The sequence below is a fragment of the Propionibacterium sp. oral taxon 192 str. F0372 genome (assembly GCF_000413315.1).
Classification (GTDB): domain Bacteria; phylum Actinomycetota; class Actinomycetes; order Propionibacteriales; family Propionibacteriaceae; genus Brooklawnia.
This window is the reverse complement of record NZ_KE340297.1, coordinates 53,981-71,434: the sequence shown is the minus strand read 5'-3', so window position 1 is coordinate 71,434 and position 17,454 is coordinate 53,981. Positions and strand designations below refer to the sequence as shown.

Below are 17,454 nucleotides of genomic sequence, written 5' to 3'. Positions count from 1 at the left end.
ATTCCCACTTTCATCTCCAACGTTGCGGTTGCATCTTCATTGTTTAGTATACTACACTAGTTCCAACGGTAACGTTGGAAAGGTGTTTTCAGATATGCCTCAGCAACAACCTCGTCATGGAGGTCATATCGCGGTAGGCGGACAAAAAACCGGTGATTCTCCTGTGGAATTCTATCCAGGTGATAGAGTTGCTGTCTCCGTCCTGGTTATTGCCGCACTATTTGTCTTAACTCAGTTGTATGCGGCCATTCCGTTGCTTGGCCCAGTCGAGATCGCGATGGGGGCTGATGCTACCTTCGCATTATCAACGTGCTTCAGCGTGACCTATGCTGTTGGGTTCCTGGTATGGGGGCCTATTTCAGACCGTTATGGGCGTAAAAAGGTGATGACGGCGTCGATCGGGGTGCTTGCAATGGCAACACTTCTATGCTCGGGAGCACCATCGCTTCTGATGCTGGCCGGACTGCGTGCGCTCCAAGGAGTGGCTGCTTCTGGGTTTGCGCCGGTGGCGCTGGCGTATTTAACAGAAGCTGTTGCTCCTCAGCGGAGAGCAAGAGCAATTGGCGCAATGTCGGCAGCGTTTTTGGTAGCAGGAATTTTCGGGCAGGTGCTGGCATCAACAATAGCGCTACGTACAAGTTGGTCTTGGTTTTTTGTTGCGTGCGGCGTCGCTCTCGCGATTATTTTCGTGATCATCCTTTTATCTGTTGCAGAAGCTCCCGACCGCACGCCATCGATGACGCTGATGCAGCAGTTTGGTAACCTCATCGTGCTTCTGTTTCGGCCGGCAATCGTATTGCTCAGCGTTGCCCATATTACGCTGTTGTTGTCGTTTGTGACGTTATATAGTGGCATTGGTCGCCATCTCGAGGGTTTTCATATTGCTGCGTCAAACATCATTCTCGTTCGCCTGGCTGCGCTTCCGGCGATGTTTATCAGCCTAGGAGCAGGCGCTTTAGCCAAGCGCATCGGCGCAATTCGTGTCGCACAGGTGGGCTTCGGCCTAGCTGCGATCGGCATGTTGGGAGAGACGTTCACGGCTCAGACGATTTTTGGTATCGTCGCTTCCAGTATCGTCTACGTTTCGGGGGTTGCGTTGTCTATTCCCTCAATGATTATTTTGTACGGCGAGACTGCAGCGCCGCACCGGGGAAGCGGTATGGCGATCAATGGTTTCGTTCTGTTCATTGGTGCAAGCATCGGCGCACTGGTTGGTAAGGTGATCGGTGGGTTTGGCGCTCTGACGCTTACGTTAGTTGCTCTGCTGGTCATCGCAGCAATTTCGCTCCTCACACTTGAGGTCATCCAGCGAAAGGATTTGTCGTCATGAAAACCATCCTTGTTCTTGGGGCTACGGGGCGGACTGGTCGTCTTGTCCTTAAGCATCGGCCAGATAATGTCACGGTGTATGCCGGATTGCGACAGGCGAGTTATATCGAAGGACGACGATCATTGCCGAACGGCGCCGATGCCTCGCGCATTGTCGCTATTGACGACCGAACGAGTTTATCGACCGCGCTAGAAAATATTGACGTTGTGATCAATGCGATTCGTCTGAGAGAGGATATCGCTGCGTCAGCACTGGTCGAACTGCATCAGTCTATTGTTGCTGCACGCGATACAAGCTGAGAGCTCTATGTTGTCCATGTTGGCGGCGCAGGAGCCCTGCATATGGGCGATGGGCGACGATTCTGGGAGACGCTAGGTTTCCCGGCCGTCACTTTACCACGAGGAATCGGCCACGCGCATTTGCGTGATTATTTGGAACAGTATGAACAGCAATGTCGATGGGCATATCTTATTCCGCCGCCTCGGTATGTGCCAGACGGCCCATACCGAGGACGATACAGCAAAATGCCTGCAGGGGAGCATGAGCAGGTCTTTTTAAGTGACGGTATTAGTTATGAAGACTTCGCCGTTGCGTTGACTGATGCGGTATGTGAAGAGTGGCGTGGAGTGTGGCTGATTGGAAGATAAAGAGGCTCCGAGATGATGGTGAGCATCACCTCAGCGAACTAAAATGGCTTCTTGGTGACGGTAGGAAGCGATCAGCGCAACTTGGCGCAAATGTAATCGCCGAGTTGCATTGATGCTTTTATGATAGTCCGAGGGTGCGTTGATATTGGTTTATGGAGCGCGGCGCCACTGCGCTCCTGGTAGAACTAACTTTGATGTTGAGGACAGCTTTTACCCTGTTTCTCTGCAAGTATTTGTCCGACAAAACTCCATCAATTTGAACACGATACTGGTTTACTGCTCGCTGTCGTGTTGAGCTCCAGTGTATAAAAGTATTATGCGGGCTGTGATGCCTATGGCGATGGTAGTCATTGTGTATGGTCGTGTTGCCACTGCTTGGTTGATCCGATTTTGAGAGATATGCATACAAGGTACTTTCGACTCTCGTTGCTGGTGTTATTTATTGATACCACGATTTAGGTGTAGCAAGATCCCCCGGCTCGAATATCTGGCTTCGCTGCAAGTTGAGGGTCGTGAAATCTGAAGGGATTGTTCAAGTTGTTTTCGATCGGAGTTTGGTCTAGATGCAACTACCGGATAGTTGATCTAGTGGTGTTTTTCTTTTATACACAGAGACTTCTTGGGTGTTTATGAATTTTGTTTGAATGGCATGAAGTCTATCAGGTGCATGCTCGGAATGAAATGTCCACCAAAAGTGAAAGCTTAGTCATGACAGTTTTGTTAACCTGCAGGACTTATTGGTTTTTGTGAATGAGCGTTTGTAGTAAAATATTTGTAGTAACTACAATCAATCGTGGCGTTTATCTACGCTTGATGGCCTCCTCGCCTCTCACGCAACCTCGGCACCACCTCCCTGACGCTGCTGGTGTCGTCGCGCTAGGCCAGGCGACCTCAGCACGCATTGGTGGCAAGGTGCTGGGAGACGCCCTCAGACGGCAGCTGGACGTACTGGCGGCGGAGTCGACCAAGCGGCTCACGGCAGCGAAAACCGTGCAGCGCCGCCTCGAATGCGAGCGAGAGAAACTACTGCACACCCACTACGTCGACGCCATTCCGCTCGACGTGCTCAAGCGAGAGCAGCGCCACATCAGTCGCGAGTTGCGCGGGGTGGATCGGCAGATGGCAGGGCTGGATGTCGAGGTGACAGAGCAGCAAGCCTTGGTGGGCTAAGCCCTCGACATCCCCCAGCACATGGCTGCCGTCTACCGGAAAAAGCCCCCGACCCCCATCCGGCGGATGCTCAACCAAGTGCTCTTCGACAAGGCCTACATCACACCTGAAGATGAGACCAGCCTCCTCAGCGTATCGATGTGCTACCAGCCACCGTTTGATGGAGCGCTCGGGGCGCGGGGCGAAGCACGACTGCTGGGAGCGAGAGTAATGGCGAGTGATATAGCAGTTGGCGGCGGCCTCACATTCCGTCAGGCCGACGATGTCACGTCGGGCAGGCAATGTGACATCGTCGTCTCGGCGCAAGAAGCACCAGGTTTGCAGAGACTGCCGGATGATGCCCTGGCTACCAGGAGATCCACCAAGAATAAGCAAAAACCCACGCCATGGGACTTCCATGATGTTGATTTGAGCGCCGATTTAATGGTCGGGGCGACAGGACTCGAACCTGCGATCTCCTGCTCCCAAAGCAGGCGCGCTAGCCACTACGCTACGCCCCGGTGGTCACCGAGCGACCTCGTTGCAGTCTAGTGGAAACTTCCCGGATACGCCCAAACGCTGGGCTGACCCCGTGGGCGACGGAAGATGAACTCGCGATCCCGGTGCTCACCCACCGGGAACTCGTACTCGCCGACCTTGGTGAAACCGTAGCGGTTGTAGAGCCGCTGGGCGCCGTGGTTCTGCGACCACACGCCGAGCCACAGCACTCTGGGGCCATCAGCCAGCAGCCAGGACATAGCCGTTTCGAACAGCATCGATCCGACTCCCGATCCCTGGTGCCCGGCCAGCAGGTACAGCCGCTTGATCTCGCCGTCGGCCTCGGTGACCTCGGGGTGGGGAAGGTTGCAGGGTCCCGCCAATCCGTAACCGATCACCTGGCCCGATCTCTCGGCCACCCACAGCGCCTTGGTGGGGTCAGCGATCAAGGCGGCATAGGATTCCTGGCTGTAGGCACCGGTCAGGAAACGCGCGAGATCTGCGGGAGCGTAGAGGTGCCCGAAAGCCTGGGTGAAGGCGATCGCTGACAACTCCGATAAGGTCGGGACATCAGCGGCAATAGCGCGGCGGATCGTCGGGAAGCAACTCACCGCTCCGACGCTAGTACCGGGGATTGCAGGCAGAGGCATGTCTTTGATCGCGGACTCTTCCGAGCGCGTGAGGTCCGGGCTAGGGCGGGTTGGAAGCCGTTATTCGTCCTCGCTAGAATCAAACGGTTCGTGCACTCCGTCTCGGGGTGTCCCGCAAACTTCCAGGAGACCATGTGTCCAGCACTCTCGAGCAGCTGAGCCCGACCCGGGTCAAGCTCACCATCGACAAGCCCTTCAACGAACTCGAGTCGGCAATCAAGGCCGCCTACAAGCAGATCGCCGAGCAGATCAACATCCCCGGCTTCCGCAAGGGCAAGGTGCCGCCGCGTCTCATTGATCAGCGCTTCGGTCGTGGAGTCGTGCTTCAGGAAGCGATCAACAACCAGCTCCCGCAGTTCTACGCCGAGGCCGTTAGCGAGAACAACATCCATCCCCTCGGTCAGCCGGAGATCGATGTCACCGAGTTGAACGACGGTAAGAACGTCGTGCTCACTGCCGAGGTCGACGTGCGTCCCGTTTTCGAGATCGCCGACACCACCGACTTGAAGATTGAGGTCCCGGTGGCCGAGGTCAGCGATGAGGAGGTCGAGGAGCGGGTCAATCTGCTGCGTGAGCGTTTCGGAACCCTCACCCCCGTCGAGCGAGAAGCCGAGACTGGCGACGTCGTCGTCATCAACCTCACCGCCCGCCAAGACGGCAAGGTACTCGAAGATGCCGAAGCCACCGATGTCCAGTACAAGATCGGTGCCGGCGGCATGGTTGAGGGCATGGACGAGGCATTGACCGGCATGAAAACCGGGGAGAAGAAGACCATCACTTCGACCTTGATCGGCGGTGTCAACCGTGGCGAGGAGGCCGAGATTGAGATCGAGGTCACCAAGGTCCAGAACCAGGAGCTGCCCGAGGTCGACGATGAATTCGCCCAGATGGTCTCCGAATTCGACACCGCTGAGCAGATGTATGCAGACTTGCGTGACAACCTCGAGCGGATGGCCCGCATCGGCCAGGCGAACCAGGCTCGCGAACAGGTATTGCAGAACATTGTTGACCGCACAGTCTTCGAGTTGCCCGAGGCTCTGGTCGAGAATGAGCGCACAACCCGCCGCGAGAACATTGAGCAGCAGTTGCAGCGCGCCGGGCTGACCCTCGAGCAATACTTGGCTGATGCCGAGGAGGAAGATGCAGAGACTCCCGAGCAGTTCTGGGAAACTCTCAACAACCGCATCGTGGAGGGGCTGCGTTCCCAGATCATCCTCGATAAGTACGCAGAGGATAACGAGGTTCAGGTCTCCCAGCAGGAACTGACCGAACTGATCTTTGCCAAGGCTCAGCAGAACGGTACCTCCCCCGAACAGGAGCTCCAGCACATGATGGAGCACAACCATGCTGCCGAGTGGATGGAAGAGGCCCGTCGTGGCAAGGCGCTGGGCCAGCTGGTGAGCTCGGTCACCATTGTCGATGCCAATGGCGAGGAGGTCTTCGTTTCCAGGCTTCAGTCAGATGGCACCTTGGCCCCGGCCGAGGACAGCGACGAAGCCGAGAAGGCCACCAAGCCTGCTAAGGAGGAGGCCGATGCCAAGCCTGCCAAGAAGGCTCCGGTGAAGAAGACGACAGCCAAGAAGACCGACGAGGCCGAGGCCTGATACCTCGATGACCTTGACCCAGCGGGCCTCCTGCGCATCTGCAGGGGCCCGCTGGTGATTGCGGATCCATGCTGACGAGGGGAGACTCCATGAGCGACATATTTGTTCCCGAATCCCACTCGTGGGTGCCGAGGCCACGGTTCAATACCGTCATGATCGGCCTGGCAGCCTGTTTGGTGTTGTTGTTCGCCCTGCGGGAGTTCGCGAGTGTCATCGGGCCGACCTTCTTGGCTCTCAACCTGATGATCACCATCTACCCGATGCACACCTGGATGGTCCGCAAGGGCACCCCTTCCTGGTTGTCAGCGGTCATTATCACCCTGTCGGTCTACGCCATCTTGCTGGCCATCGTCATTGGGATGATCTGGTCGATCACCGAGATGATCGACATTCTTCCCCGCTACGCTTCCCAATTCTCGGTCATGTACCAGCAGGTGATCGACCTCTCCGCAAGGCTCGGTCTGGATTCCTCGGCCTTCAATCAGTTCATCTCCACCTTTGACCCCTCACGGTTGCTGGGGGCCGCCACGACGGCAGCGACCTCGCTGCTTACCGGGGCCTCTGGCACGGTCGGAGTGATCACCGTCATCCTGGCCGCTATCATCTTCATGGCCATGGATACTCCTGCCATGGAACGTCGGCTACGGCTCCTGGAGGAGGAGCGCCCCCGGATGCTGGAAGGGTTCCTCATCTTCGCCCGAGGCGTGCGGCGCTACTGGGCGGTCACGACGATCTTTGGTCTCATCGTGGCGATCCTCGACGGCATTGCGGTTGCGGCCATGGGGGTACCACTGGCTCTGGTGTGGGCCCTGTTCAGCTTCCTCACCAATTACATCCCCAACATCGGCTTCGTCATCGGCTTGGTTCCTCCCGCTCTGGTTGCCTTATTCGCCAATGGATGGCAGACAGCCGTTGCTGTCATCGTCATCTACTCGGTGCTGAACTTCGTCGTCCAGTCGATCATCCAACCGCGGTTCACTGGGGAATCGGTGGGTATCACCCCGACAATCTCGTTCATCTCGTTGCTGCTGTGGACTGGGGTGATTGGTGCCCTGGGAACCCTGCTCGCCCTGCCGTTGACTCTGCTGTGCAAGTCGCTGCTCGTCGACATCGACCCGGATGCCAAGTGGATCGATTCCATGATCTCCAGTGACCTGAAGGGCATGGAGGCCGAAGCCGAGGGACTCCGCGACTGATCAGGATGAGTGGTTCCACCGGGCTGATCGACTGCCACTACGACGGCTGGATTGGCTGTGAGTAGACCCTCGCGGCCAGGCTTGGGTGGCTGGAGACCTATCGCTGAAGACCTTGACCGGGCGATAGGCCGATCAATGCCCGGTACGTCATGACCTGCCCGGCCCCTGATTTCATCCGGGAGGTACTGAAGTCGTCGACGAGATCACCTCCGCGGCTGTGGGCCACAAGGTTCTGGTGCTGGCCCGCCACGGCTGTCTGATGGGCGGTGGGGATCTTGACGATGCGGTCAACACCGCAGAAGAGCTAGAAAAACCCGCTCGACTCGCGTGGATGAACTGGGTGGCAGCTCACCGATTCCCAGGCCCGGGAGCTGCTCGGCTGGCATCGGCCAAGGGCGAACTGCGGCCGGTCTCCTTCGGTTTGGCACCCGGGGCTTGTAGATTCGTCTGCGTGAATCAATCCTTGAGTCCTGCTCTGGCAGCCCCTGCTGTCGGCTCCGGTGTCGGAATGACGGACAACGTCTACCAGTCGTTGCTAGCGAACCGGATCGTTTTCCTCGGTTCCGAGGTCCGCGACGAAAACGCCAATGCCATCTGTGCCCAGATGCTGCTGTTGAATGCGGAGGACCCGGAGCGCGACATCTATCTCTACATCAATTCCCCTGGTGGTTCGGTTTACGCCGGCATGGCGATCTACGACACCATGCAGTGGATCAGCAATGACGTGTCCACCGTGGCCATGGGTTTGGCTGCGTCGATGGGCCAGTTCCTGCTGTCCGCAGGCGCCCCCGGCAAGCGCTACGCTCTGCCGCACGCCCGGATCCTCATGCACCAGCCCTCCGGTGGTATCGGCGGCGCGGCTTCGGACATCGCAATCCAGGCCGAGCAGTTGGTGCACCTGAAGAAGGAGATGGCGAAGCTGATTGCCGAGCAGACCGGTCAAAGCGTCGAGCAGATCACCAAGGACTCCGACCGTGACCGCTGGTTCACCGCCACCGAAGCTCTTGAGTACGGCTTCATCGATCATGTCTTCGAACGCGCGTCGCAGATGACCAATCCCGACGCACCGAACCAGTGAGGCACACCATGATTCCCAATCCGATTGCCGGGACGAATCTGCCCCGGATGCCCTACGGCACAGCCGGTGCCGATCCAGTGATGGACTACATCATCCCCCAGTGGGAGGAACGCACCAGCTACGGCGTGCGCCGGGTCGATCCGTACACCAAACTGTTCGAGGAGCGCATCATCTTCCTCGGCACCCCGATCACCGATGAGATCGCCAATGCGGTCATGGCTCAGTTGCTATGTCTGCAGTCGATGGATTCCGAGCGTCAGATATCGATCTACCTGAACTCTCCCGGTGGCTCCTTCACCGCGATGACTGCGATCTATGACACCATGAAGTACATCAAGCCTGATGTGCAGACGGTGTGCTTGGGGCAGGCCGCCTCAGCGGCTGCGGTCATCTTGGCAGCGGGGACCAAGGGTAAGCGTTTGGCTTTGCCGAATTCGCGCATCCTGATCCACCAGCCGGCGATGGGTGGTGAGGGCTCCTACGGGCAGTCCTCCGATCTGGAGATCCAGGCCAATGAGATCCTGCGCATTCGCTCCCTGATGGAGCAAATGCTCTCCGACCACACCGGCCAGGATGTCGACAGGGTCCACAACGACGTCGACCGAGACAAATTCTTCACGGCCGACGAGGCCGTCGAATACGGACTGATCGACGACATCCTGACTTCTTTGTCTGACGCGAAGTGACCCACCTCAGAACCACCGCTCCAGCCTCATCACGCGATAAGGTTGGAGTCGGTGGTCTCCCCACGAACACTTTTTCCACGAGGAGGGGCGATGGCGCGCATCGGTGAGAGCGGTGACCTGTTCAAGTGTTCCTTCTGCGGCAAGTCGCAGAAGCAGGTCAAGAAGCTGATCGCGGGTCCTGGGGTGTACATCTGCGATGAGTGCATCGACCTGTGCAACGAAATCATTGAGGAGGAGCTCTCTGAGGGCCCCGCATCCTCGGGCCGCACCGACGATCTGCCTACTCCGGCTGGCATCCGAGCTTTCCTCGATGAATACATCATCGGCCAGGACAAGGCGAAGAAGGTCCTGTCCGTGGCGGTCTACAACCACTACAAGAGGGTTCGCGCCGGTGAGGTGCGCCGCGATGAGGATGTTGAGCTCGCCAAATCGAATGTGCTGCTGATCGGTCCGACCGGCTGTGGCAAGACCTACCTTGCCCAGACCCTGGCGCGGCTGCTCAATGTGCCCTTCGCTATGGCTGATGCCACGGCTCTTACCGAGGCTGGTTATGTTGGCGAAGACGTCGAGAACATTTTACTCAAGCTGCTGCAGGCCGCCGACTTCGACGTGAAGAAGGCCGAGACTGGCATCATCTACATTGACGAGATCGATAAGGTGGCACGCAAGGCCGAGAACCCGTCGATCACCAGGGACGTATCGGGTGAAGGGGTGCAGCAGGCGCTCCTGAAAATCCTTGAAGGAACGGTCGCATCGGTTCCTCCTCAGGGCGGTCGTAAGCACCCGCACCAAGAATTCATCCAGATCGACACGACCAATGTCTTGTTCATCGTCGGTGGGGCATTCGCAGGTCTTGAGGACATCATCGACTCCCGGGTCGGGAAACGTCCTCTCGGGTTCACCGCCGACATCACCCAGCGTGTCGAGCGGGGTGACGACCCATTCGCTGGTGTTCAGCCCGAGGACCTGCACAAATTCGGTCTGATCCCCGAGTTCATCGGACGGCTTCCGATGATCGCGACGGTGCCGCAGCTTGACCTGGCCGCCATGGAGCGCATACTCACCGAACCGCGCAATGCCTTGACTAAGCAGTTCACCAAGCTTTTCGAGATCGACGACGTCCTGTTGGAGTTCACTGATGAGGCAGTGAGTGCCATTGCTGCGAAGGCCCTCGAACGAGGGACCGGTGCCCGGGGTCTGCGTTCGATCTTGGAGGAGACCCTGCTTGATGTCATGTACGACGTCCCCGGGGACTCCGAGATCGGTCAGGTTGTGGTGACCGCCGAAGCAGTCACCGGGGGAGCCCAACCCACCCTGGTGAGCAGGGACGAGCTTCAGCGCACCGAATTATCCGCGTAGTCTGGCATGGGGAGGTGAACGGCGGTGAGGTCTGGATCCGATCGGCAGAGCGAGGCCGAGTTTGACGAACTGGCCGAGATTCTATCTCGTTGCTACGAAGCGACATCCAGGGATGGGACCGTCACCGTGCGCGTCGATGCCGAAGGGCGTCTGCTGAATGCTGAGGTATGCAACCCCGAGGACGCCTATGATTTGTCCTCATCGGCCACTGAATCCGTGCAGCGCAGCTTGGATGTGGCCCGGGACGAGACCGCTCGTGCGATGGCGGATCTTCCTGGTTTGAATCCCCAGTTGCGTGCGTTGCTCATGGGAGGTCTGTGATGCCGGACTGGCAACCGGAGCCACGAACCTTCGTTGGGCGCAGCGACGATTCGATGGTTCGTGCCACGGTCACCGAATCGTTGCGTGTGACCAATGTCAGGATGGACACCCACATCGACCCGGTCGCCGCAGGAGAGGGCATCGTACAGGCCGTCAACCGTGCCCTGAGCATTGCCCAGGCACCGGAAGATTCGGTAGATCGCATGATGGCCGAGCGCAATGCTCGCACCCAGGAATTTGATTCTCTCATCGACGGTTTCGAGGCAGACATCGCTCGCACCCGTTCTCGTATCCACAGCAGGGAGCAGTGAACCGATCCTTCAGTGAAGCCGCTCCCGCAACTGCGTCAGTTCGGAATCGATTCTCGTGGTGTCTTTGGACAACGTGTTCATCAACTCGTCCACCTCATCGCTCAGGTCCTCAACCCGGGCCACCGCCGATTTCAGCTGACCAACCAGGCGGGAGACTTGGTTCAAGTTGGAGATAACCCAGTCGGTCAGCGAGGCCCCGTTGGTCATGGCGGCCATGGAACGGGCGATGGACAGCGACCGTTCAGCATGTTTCACCGAATCCTGCACGAGATCCAAGAACAGATCATCCACTGCCTTGTGGGATTTCTGCGCGGCTTCCAGCAGTTGGTTGGAATCCTCCCCGATCTCCGCAAGCTCACGGATCCTGCGGCTCAGCAGGTTCATCGTGTTATCGAACGCGATCCGGGATGCGCCCTGCCAATCGGGAACTTCGCTCGGAACCCGGTTGAGTCCCTCGGCCAACCCGGCAAGTTGTTGGGATTGTCGTCTCACCTGTTCGGCTTCCAGTGCAGCCTGCTCGTCGTTGCTCTGCCGATCGGCCAGTTTGATGATGGTTTCCCACTGGTCGTCGTAGTCGAAGATCAGCATGACCTCGACGGTCATCTTGTCATGCCAGCGTTGCAGCTCGGTGACAAGCGGGGTGGCGGTCACTGCATTTCTTTCAAGACTTGGTTGATCATCTCGACGGCATCGGCCTCAATCCGGGCATAGTCCTCAGCGGTGCGAACCAGGGCACCAGCGGCTTCCGCGACCGTGGAATTGGCGGATTGGGCAGCGGTCGAATAGACCGATGTCACCGACGACATCGCGGTGGTGTTGTTCTTGGTGGCCTCGGGGGCAGTGGGGGACAAGGAGTCGGCTGCATCTGTGGACATGGCCTGCAGACGCTCGGCAACCCCCGACATCTGGGCCGGGGAGAAACTGATTTCGATCATTGATGCCCTCCCATCACACGACACACCCTACTCACAGAGCGTGTCAGCACTATAGGCTGCAGACGTGAAATATTTGTCGACCCGCGCCCCATCCAACGGACCGACCCATTCCTTCTGCGACATCCTTCTCGAAGGTCTCGCCGCTGACGGCGGGCTGTACCTGCCTGTCTCCTATCCGCGGGTCAACGGTGACCTGCTGGACGAATGGCGTCGGGTGCTGGCTGGGGAAGGCTATGCTGCCTTGGCCCACCGGGTCATCTCCCTCTATGTCGACGACATCGATTCCGATGATCTGCTCGGCATCTGCCGTCGTGCCTACGATGCCGAAAATTTTGGTTCCACCCAAGTGGTGGGGGTCTCGCGCATCGGCGACGGCCAACTGTGGATCGGCCACATTTCCAATGGCCCGACGGCTGCATTCAAGGATATGGCCATGGCCCTGCTGGGCGAGTTGTTCGAGTATGAACTGACTCGCAGAGACCGTCGCCTCACGATTCTGGGGGCCACTTCGGGTGACACCGGCTCCTCTGCCGAGTACGCCATGCGTGGTCGTGAGCGGGTGCAGGTTTTCATGCTGACTCCAGCTGGACGGATGACTCCCTTCCAGCAAGCACAGATGTTCGGGCTCAAGGACCCCAACATCCACAACATCGCCTTCGACGGGGTTTTCGACGAATGCCAGGATGCGGTGAAGAAGGTGAATGCGGATGTCGCGTTCAAGGCCAGGTACTCGATCGGCGCGGTCAACTCTATTAACTGGGCTCGGCTGCTGGCCCAAGTGGTCTACTACGTCGCCCTGTACCTGCAGATGACCGGCTCCAACGAGGAGAAGATCTCTTTCGCCGTGCCCTCTGGCAATTTCGGTGACATCTGTGCCGGACATATCGCCCGGGAAATGGGTCTGCCCATCGATCGTCTGGTGCTGGCCACCAACGAGAACGACGTGCTCCATGAATTCTTCTCCACCGGTCGCTACCGGGTTCGCGCCAGTCAGGAAGTCGCAGCGACCTCATCACCGTCGATGGATATATCGAAAGCATCGAATCTTGAACGCTTCGTACACGACCTCATGGGGCGCAAACCCGAGATCACCACCGACCTATTCGACACCCAGTTGAGTGCTCATGGCCGGTTCTCGCTGCGTCGCACCGAAGCTTTCCAGAACCTGGCCGAGCGTTACGGATTCATCTCGTGGAACTCGACCCACGCCGACCGGGTGCAGACCATCCGGGGACTGTGGTGTGACTGCGGCATTCTGGTTGATCCGCACACCGCCGACGGCATCCACGTCGCTCATCACCTGGCAGGACAGATTCACAGCCCGATCGTGGTGCTGGAGACTGCGTTGCCGGTGAAATTCGCCGACACCATCATTGAGGCCGTCGGGGTGATGCCCCCAGTTCCGGAGCGCTTCAAGGACGTCATGGACCAACCGCGTCGCGTTGTTGATTTACCCAATGACCCCGAGGCGGTCAAGGCCCACATCATCGAACAACTGGGCTGAACCCGGACTCAGGTACAAGGTAACAAACAACACTGCCTATGGTTGCGACTCCAGCACAGCCATAGGCAACCGGTAATGCGATGCGCCAGTAGTTGATCGGTGCACAGCCAAGAGGTTCTCCTGTGACACGGTGACCTCATGGTGCCGGGTCTCACCGAGCGGCGGGCGCCAATTCTACGTCGATATGGATCTCGCCCTCGGAGGCGACCAGGTCAAGGGCGCCGCTGATGTTGCCCACTGCCTTCAGGTCATCGAGCACAGTATGCAATCGTTTCACGCTATCCTGCGGAGCAGACACGGTCGCCCTTGTCACCTCGGTGCGCTGTTTAACCTTTGCTTGGGATTTCGCGCCGCGGATTCCCATCAGTACATTGGACACATCTGCCAATAGCGCGCTATCCCCACCGTCTGGCAACTCATCGACGGTGGGCCAGTCGGCGTGGTGCACCGATCCCGGCTGCCACCAACTCCACACTTCCTCGGTGACGAAAGGCATGAACGGGGCGAACAGCCGCAAATGCACTGACAGCGCCAACTGGAGGGCAGCCCTCGCCGATGCAGCCGGGGCATCGCCCCGGGCCCCGTAGGAACGCTGCTTGACCAATTCCACGTAGTCGTCACAGAAGGTCCAGAAGAAGTGTTCGATTGTCTCCAGGGCGTCGGTGTAGTTGAATTCTTCGAAGGCCTCGGTGGCTCGGGCAATGACCTCGCGAAGGGACGCCAGCATGGCCAGATCGGCGGCCTCGGTGATCGCTGAGGGATCGACCGGAGCCGAATCGTTGAGGGCGAACCGGGATGCGTTGAGTATTTTCATCGCCAAGCGACGTCCGACCTTCATCTGGGATTCGTCGAAGGGGGAATCGGTTCCCGGGCGGGCCATGGCAGCACGCCAGCGCACCGCGTCGGCCCCGAATTTGTCGAGAATCTGGGTGGGAACGATCACGTTGCCTTTGGATTTCGACATCTTCTTGCGATCCGGATCAACGACGAAACCGGAGATTGTCGCCCGGTGCCAAGGAAGCTGCTGCTCTTCAAGGTGTGAGCGCACCACGCGGGAAAACAACCAAGTGCGAATGATGTCGTGGGCCTGGGGAGCGATGTCCATGGGAAAGGTGAGTTGCCACAACTGCTTGTCGCGTTCCCATCCGCAGGCGATCTGTGGGGACAGGGAGGAAGTGGCCCACGTGTCCATCACATCCGGGTCGGCGATGAACCCGCCGGGCATCCCGCGCATCTGCTCGGTGTACCCTGGGGCAGGCTGAGATGCCGGGTCAACCGGCAGCATCTCCTCGGTGGGAATGATCGGGTGGTCGTGGTCTGGTTCGCCAGAAGCATCAAGTGGGTACCACACCGGGAAGGGAACTCCGAAGAAGCGCTGGCGTGAGATGAGCCAGTCGCCGTTGAGCCCGCCTACCCAGTTCGCGTAGCGGTGCCTCATGTGCTCGGGAGTCCACTCGAGTTCTTCGCCGCGGGCGAGCAACTCGGCACGCAACTGGGAATCGCGTCCACCGTTGGTGAGATACCACTGGCGGGTGGAGACGATCTCCAGGGGTTTGTCGCCCCTCTCGTAGAAATTCGTCATGCGTGTGGTCGGACGGGGATCGCCGATCATCTCGTCACGCTCACGCAGCATGGCCACGGTGGCCTCCCGTGCGGAGAAGGTTGTCTTCCCAGCTATTGCCTCCCAGAGGGTTTGGTTGGTGATCCATTCGGGGGTCTCGCGCAGAATTCTCCCGTCGCGCCCAATGATGGTGCGGGCTGGCAGATCAAGCTCGCGCCACCAGGTGACATCGGTGAGATCACCGAAGGTGCAGCACATGGCGATGCCCGACCCCTTGTCGGGCTCGGCGTCCTTGTGGGCGAGCACCGGCACCTCAACCTCGAAGACCGGGGTGGTGACCGTGCTGCCGAATAGCGGCTGGTAGCGCTCGTCGTCTGGGTGGGCGATGAGCGCTACGCAGGCCCCCAATAACTCGGGGCGTGTGGTCTCGATGATCACCGTGCCGCCGTCGGGACGGTGAAAGGTGAGGGCGTGGTAAAAGCCGGGATAATCCCTGGCCTCCAACTCCGCTTGGGCAACTGCGGTCTGGAAAGTGACATCCCACATAGTGGGGGCCAACGACAGATAAGCTTCACCACGGGCGAGGTTGCGTAGGAAGGCCCGCTGAGCGACTGTCTGGGCTTCGTCCGAGATGGTGGTGTACAAGGTGTCCCAGTCGACCGACAGGCCCAAGCGACGCCACAGACCCTCGAAGGCCTGCTCATCGACAGCGGTCAACTCGTGACAGAGTTCGATGAAATTGCGCCGTGAGACCGGGAGCTGACGCTTGGGATCCGGCTTGGCCGGAGGAATGAAATCCGGATCGTAGGGAATCGACGGGTCACAACGCACCCCATAATAATTCTGAACCCGCCGCTCGGTAGGTAGGCCGTTGTCGTCCCAACCCATGGGGTAGAAGACGTGTTTGCCCCGCATACGCTGGTAACGGGCGACAATATCGGTGTGGGTGTAGGAGAAGACATGCCCGACGTGCAGGGAGCCTGAAACCGTCGGGGGAGGGGTGTCGATGGAGAAGACCTGCTCCCTTCCCTGCGGGCGCTGGAAAGTGAAGGTTCCGTCGGCACGCCACTGCTGCGCCCACCTGTCTTCAAGCCCCTCCAATTTCGGGGATTCTGGCACCTGCCAGGAATCAGCGACGGCCGGGGCGGACTGGTTGGGTGCAGAAGTCATGGCTTGCATCCTACCGAGTCCGGCCACCGGCCGTTTCATCGCTGGTTTGCGGGTTGCCTGCTGTGATCAGTCCTGTCCTGCGGCCTGCTTGATGGCTTCCAGCAAGGCCTCCTTCGACGCGAGGTTCTGCTCATTGAGATCCAACACCTTATTGTTCGTCACGAATGAGGGCGTGAGCGTGACCATATCTGGCAGGGTCTTCTGGGTCGTATCAATGAAGTCCTTGGTGGCCTGCCCGGTGTAGCAGGCCTGGAAGGTCTCGAGGTCTGCACCGGTGATTCCGGCGGATTCAGTAAAGGTCTTGGTCAGTTGCTCGTTGGTGTAACCGATACCTTCTCGCCTGGGCTGGTTCGCGAAGATAGTGCTCGAGTAGGTGGGGAAATAGTCGGTGTCGAGGTTTGCGACACAGGTCGCGGCTATCGCAGAGCGGTAGGAGGAGTCGTTCTTGAGTCTGGCATCGAGCCCATGCAGGGTGTGGTAGACGAGTTGGATGCTCCCGTTGTCGGCCAATTCCTCGAGCATCGGGTCGATGATCCTCGATGCCGCAGCACAGCCCGGGCACTGGTAGTCGAGGTAGGCATCCACCAGCGGGGCATCGGTGTTCTTGGTTGATTCGTGGTAAACGATGCCGTTGCCGTCGGCGTTTGCCCGCACCGGGACGATTTGCTCCGCAGTGGTCTCCGTAGTGCCCGGGTCCTTCTCGTGGTTCTGCACCAGCACGACGGTCACGATCGATACGATCACCAAGGCGAGCACAATGCCGATCACCGTGACGATGCGCATCATGCGTTTGTGTGCGGCCTCGGCTGCCTGCTGGGCAGCCAGCTGTGCACGCTTGGAGGTTCCCACCGGGGCGGCTTGGTTGTTGTCCTTCTTGCTCACTGTGTACTCCCGTGCAGTGTCGTGGTGTCAGTCTCGTCGAGGGTGGTGCGGATATCGATGGGTTTCAGCAGCCAGTTGTCGACTGCCAGGATCGAGCGTGGACGGATCCACGACCACAGACCACAGGCGATGAAACCGAGATCCCGCACGATGTCCTGCAGATATTTGTTCTGCTCTCCTGGCTCCAGTTTCCCGCCGACGCTGAAGCAACCGCAGTCGATCTGGATTCCGTTGGACCATGCCCAGATGATCCCCGCGATAAACACCGCCATGGCGAGTGCCCCCAAGATGGCATTCACCCTGGTGAATAGTCCCAGGATGAGCATCAATCCGACGGCGATCTCCAGGAACGGCTGAATGGTGCCGATGACCGTTTCGGCCCAAGAAGGAACCGGCAGCTGGTACAACTCGACCTGCGCCACGTTGGCGGCCAGGTTGCCCACCTTGAGGGCTCCTGCGTAGAAGAGCCCGCATCCGAGGATGATTCGAGTGATCAGACCCACCCAGTCCCGCCATTCGCGGGTGACTTGGGAGGGTGCCACTTGGCCGGTCCAGGAACTCACGTGAGCAGCA

At 58.9% G+C, this 17,454-nt stretch carries 17 protein-coding genes, 1 tRNA gene and 1 pseudogene; 12 read left to right on the top strand and 7 right to left on the bottom strand.

All coding sequences use genetic code 11. From position 1 onward, the window contains the following. Nucleotides 1–82 precede the first annotated feature (82 nt). From HMPREF1531_RS00300 to HMPREF1531_RS00295, 3 genes are all read left to right on the top strand, one after another. On the top strand, nt 83–1,330 hold the full coding sequence (locus tag HMPREF1531_RS00300) for an MFS transporter (RefSeq protein ID WP_198010952.1): 1,248 nt from the start codon (nt 83–85) through the stop codon (nt 1,328–1,330). Then, on the top strand, nt 1,327–1,629 hold the full coding sequence (locus HMPREF1531_RS13760) for a hypothetical protein (protein ID WP_016667889.1): 303 nt from the start codon (nt 1,327–1,329) through the stop codon (nt 1,627–1,629). The genes HMPREF1531_RS00300 and HMPREF1531_RS13760 overlap by 4 nt, the downstream gene beginning before the upstream one ends. Before the next feature lie 1,161 nt (nt 1,630–2,790). Continuing rightward, entirely contained in the window at nt 2,791–3,147 is a 357-nt protein-coding gene (locus tag HMPREF1531_RS00295; RefSeq protein ID WP_156860114.1) for a hypothetical protein, read from the top strand. A gap of 424 nt (nt 3,148–3,571) precedes the next feature. Here HMPREF1531_RS00295 and HMPREF1531_RS00290 read toward each other — a convergent pair. Both HMPREF1531_RS00290 and HMPREF1531_RS00285 read right to left on the bottom strand, forming a co-directional pair. Beyond that, nucleotides 3,572–3,647 (bottom strand) — tRNA-Pro (locus HMPREF1531_RS00290). A 27-nt stretch (nt 3,648–3,674) separates the two neighbouring features. Next, nucleotides 3,675–4,274 carry a GNAT family N-acetyltransferase gene (locus HMPREF1531_RS00285; protein ID WP_016667886.1) on the bottom strand — a complete coding sequence of 200 codons (600 nt, stop codon included), beginning with the start codon at nt 4,272–4,274 and terminating at the stop codon, nt 3,675–3,677. A 134-nt stretch (nt 4,275–4,408) separates the two neighbouring features. Here HMPREF1531_RS00285 and tig point away from each other — a divergent pair, with 134 nt between their 5' ends. From tig to HMPREF1531_RS00250, 8 genes and pseudogenes are all read left to right on the top strand, one after another. Beyond that, nucleotides 4,409–5,878 carry a trigger factor gene (gene tig / locus HMPREF1531_RS00280; protein WP_016667885.1) on the top strand — a complete coding sequence of 490 codons (1,470 nt, stop codon included), beginning with the start codon at nt 4,409–4,411 and terminating at the stop codon, nt 5,876–5,878. A gap of 89 nt (nt 5,879–5,967) precedes the next feature. After that, nucleotides 5,968–7,074 (top strand): AI-2E family transporter, encoded by a 1,107-nt coding sequence (locus tag HMPREF1531_RS00275; protein WP_016667884.1) that lies wholly within the window; start codon nt 5,968–5,970, stop codon nt 7,072–7,074. A 193-nt stretch (nt 7,075–7,267) separates the two neighbouring features. After that, a pseudogene (locus tag HMPREF1531_RS14345) lies at nt 7,268–7,390 on the top strand (class II aldolase/adducin family protein); the annotation flags it as partial. A 192-nt stretch (nt 7,391–7,582) separates the two neighbouring features. Continuing rightward, nucleotides 7,583–8,152, top strand: coding sequence for a ClpP family protease (locus HMPREF1531_RS00270; RefSeq protein WP_051123386.1), 570 nt, complete (start codon nt 7,583–7,585; stop codon nt 8,150–8,152). An 8-nt stretch (nt 8,153–8,160) separates the two neighbouring features. Further along, a complete protein-coding gene (locus HMPREF1531_RS00265; RefSeq protein WP_016667882.1) occupies nt 8,161–8,838 on the top strand; it encodes an ATP-dependent Clp protease proteolytic subunit in 678 nt (225 codons plus the stop codon). A 90-nt stretch (nt 8,839–8,928) separates the two neighbouring features. Next, on the top strand, nt 8,929–10,197 hold the full coding sequence (clpX, locus tag HMPREF1531_RS00260) for an ATP-dependent Clp protease ATP-binding subunit ClpX (protein ID WP_016667881.1): 1,269 nt from the start codon (nt 8,929–8,931) through the stop codon (nt 10,195–10,197). A 24-nt stretch (nt 10,198–10,221) separates the two neighbouring features. Continuing rightward, complete coding sequence (locus tag HMPREF1531_RS00255; protein ID WP_016667880.1) at nt 10,222–10,518, top strand: YbaB/EbfC family nucleoid-associated protein; 297 nt, start codon at nt 10,222–10,224, stop codon at nt 10,516–10,518. Continuing rightward, nucleotides 10,518–10,829, top strand: coding sequence for a hypothetical protein (locus HMPREF1531_RS00250; protein ID WP_016667879.1), 312 nt, complete (start codon nt 10,518–10,520; stop codon nt 10,827–10,829). Before HMPREF1531_RS00255 ends, HMPREF1531_RS00250 begins: the two co-directional genes overlap by 1 nt. 9 nt (nt 10,830–10,838) lie before the next feature. Here the strand turns inward: HMPREF1531_RS00250 and HMPREF1531_RS00245 are convergent, their stop codons facing one another. Both HMPREF1531_RS00245 and HMPREF1531_RS00240 read right to left on the bottom strand, forming a co-directional pair. Next, nucleotides 10,839–11,480: a hypothetical protein gene (locus tag HMPREF1531_RS00245; RefSeq protein WP_016667878.1), complete on the bottom strand. Its 642-nt coding sequence runs from the start codon at nt 11,478–11,480 to the stop codon at nt 10,839–10,841. Then, nucleotides 11,477–11,764 carry a hypothetical protein gene (locus HMPREF1531_RS00240; protein ID WP_016667877.1) on the bottom strand — a complete coding sequence of 96 codons (288 nt, stop codon included), beginning with the start codon at nt 11,762–11,764 and terminating at the stop codon, nt 11,477–11,479. The genes HMPREF1531_RS00245 and HMPREF1531_RS00240 overlap by 4 nt, the downstream gene beginning before the upstream one ends. Nucleotides 11,765–11,828: 64 nt before the next feature. On the opposite strand from HMPREF1531_RS00240, the gene thrC reads away from it, so the two are divergent. Then, nucleotides 11,829–13,268 carry a threonine synthase gene (thrC, locus tag HMPREF1531_RS00235; protein ID WP_016667876.1) on the top strand — a complete coding sequence of 480 codons (1,440 nt, stop codon included), beginning with the start codon at nt 11,829–11,831 and terminating at the stop codon, nt 13,266–13,268. A 151-nt stretch (nt 13,269–13,419) separates the two neighbouring features. On the opposite strand, the gene valS is transcribed toward thrC, so the two are convergent. From valS to HMPREF1531_RS00220, 3 genes are all read right to left on the bottom strand, one after another. After that, on the bottom strand, nt 13,420–15,999 hold the full coding sequence (gene valS, locus HMPREF1531_RS00230; RefSeq protein ID WP_016667875.1) for a valine--tRNA ligase: 2,580 nt from the start codon (nt 15,997–15,999) through the stop codon (nt 13,420–13,422). Nucleotides 16,000–16,065: 66 nt separating this feature from the next. Further along, a complete protein-coding gene (locus tag HMPREF1531_RS00225; protein ID WP_016667874.1) occupies nt 16,066–16,881 on the bottom strand; it encodes a DsbA family protein in 816 nt (271 codons plus the stop codon). Beyond that, on the bottom strand, nt 16,878–17,444 hold the full coding sequence (locus HMPREF1531_RS00220) for a DoxX family protein (RefSeq protein WP_232210199.1): 567 nt from the start codon (nt 17,442–17,444) through the stop codon (nt 16,878–16,880). The genes HMPREF1531_RS00225 and HMPREF1531_RS00220 overlap by 4 nt, the downstream gene beginning before the upstream one ends. Between the last annotated feature and the right edge of the window lie 10 nt (nt 17,445–17,454).

Excerpts from the sequence above, each read along its gene's own strand:
- HMPREF1531_RS13760 (WP_016667889.1), top strand. The coding sequence starts at position 1,327 with ATGAAAACCATCCTTGTTCTTGGGGCTACGGGGCGGACTGGTCGTCTT.
- HMPREF1531_RS00295 (WP_156860114.1), top strand. The coding sequence starts at position 2,791 with ATGGCCTCCTCGCCTCTCACGCAACCTCGGCACCACCTCCCTGACGCT.
- HMPREF1531_RS00285 (WP_016667886.1), bottom strand. The coding sequence starts at position 4,274 with ATGCCTCTGCCTGCAATCCCCGGTACTAGCGTCGGAGCGGTGAGTTGC.
- HMPREF1531_RS00275 (WP_016667884.1), top strand. The coding sequence starts at position 5,968 with ATGAGCGACATATTTGTTCCCGAATCCCACTCGTGGGTGCCGAGGCCA.
- HMPREF1531_RS00270 (WP_051123386.1), top strand. The coding sequence starts at position 7,583 with ATGACGGACAACGTCTACCAGTCGTTGCTAGCGAACCGGATCGTTTTC.
- HMPREF1531_RS00265 (WP_016667882.1), top strand. The coding sequence starts at position 8,161 with ATGATTCCCAATCCGATTGCCGGGACGAATCTGCCCCGGATGCCCTAC.
- clpX (WP_016667881.1), top strand. The coding sequence starts at position 8,929 with ATGGCGCGCATCGGTGAGAGCGGTGACCTGTTCAAGTGTTCCTTCTGC.
- HMPREF1531_RS00250 (WP_016667879.1), top strand. The coding sequence starts at position 10,518 with ATGCCGGACTGGCAACCGGAGCCACGAACCTTCGTTGGGCGCAGCGAC.
- HMPREF1531_RS00240 (WP_016667877.1), bottom strand. The coding sequence starts at position 11,764 with ATGATCGAAATCAGTTTCTCCCCGGCCCAGATGTCGGGGGTTGCCGAG.
- valS (WP_016667875.1), bottom strand. The coding sequence starts at position 15,999 with ATGACTTCTGCACCCAACCAGTCCGCCCCGGCCGTCGCTGATTCCTGG.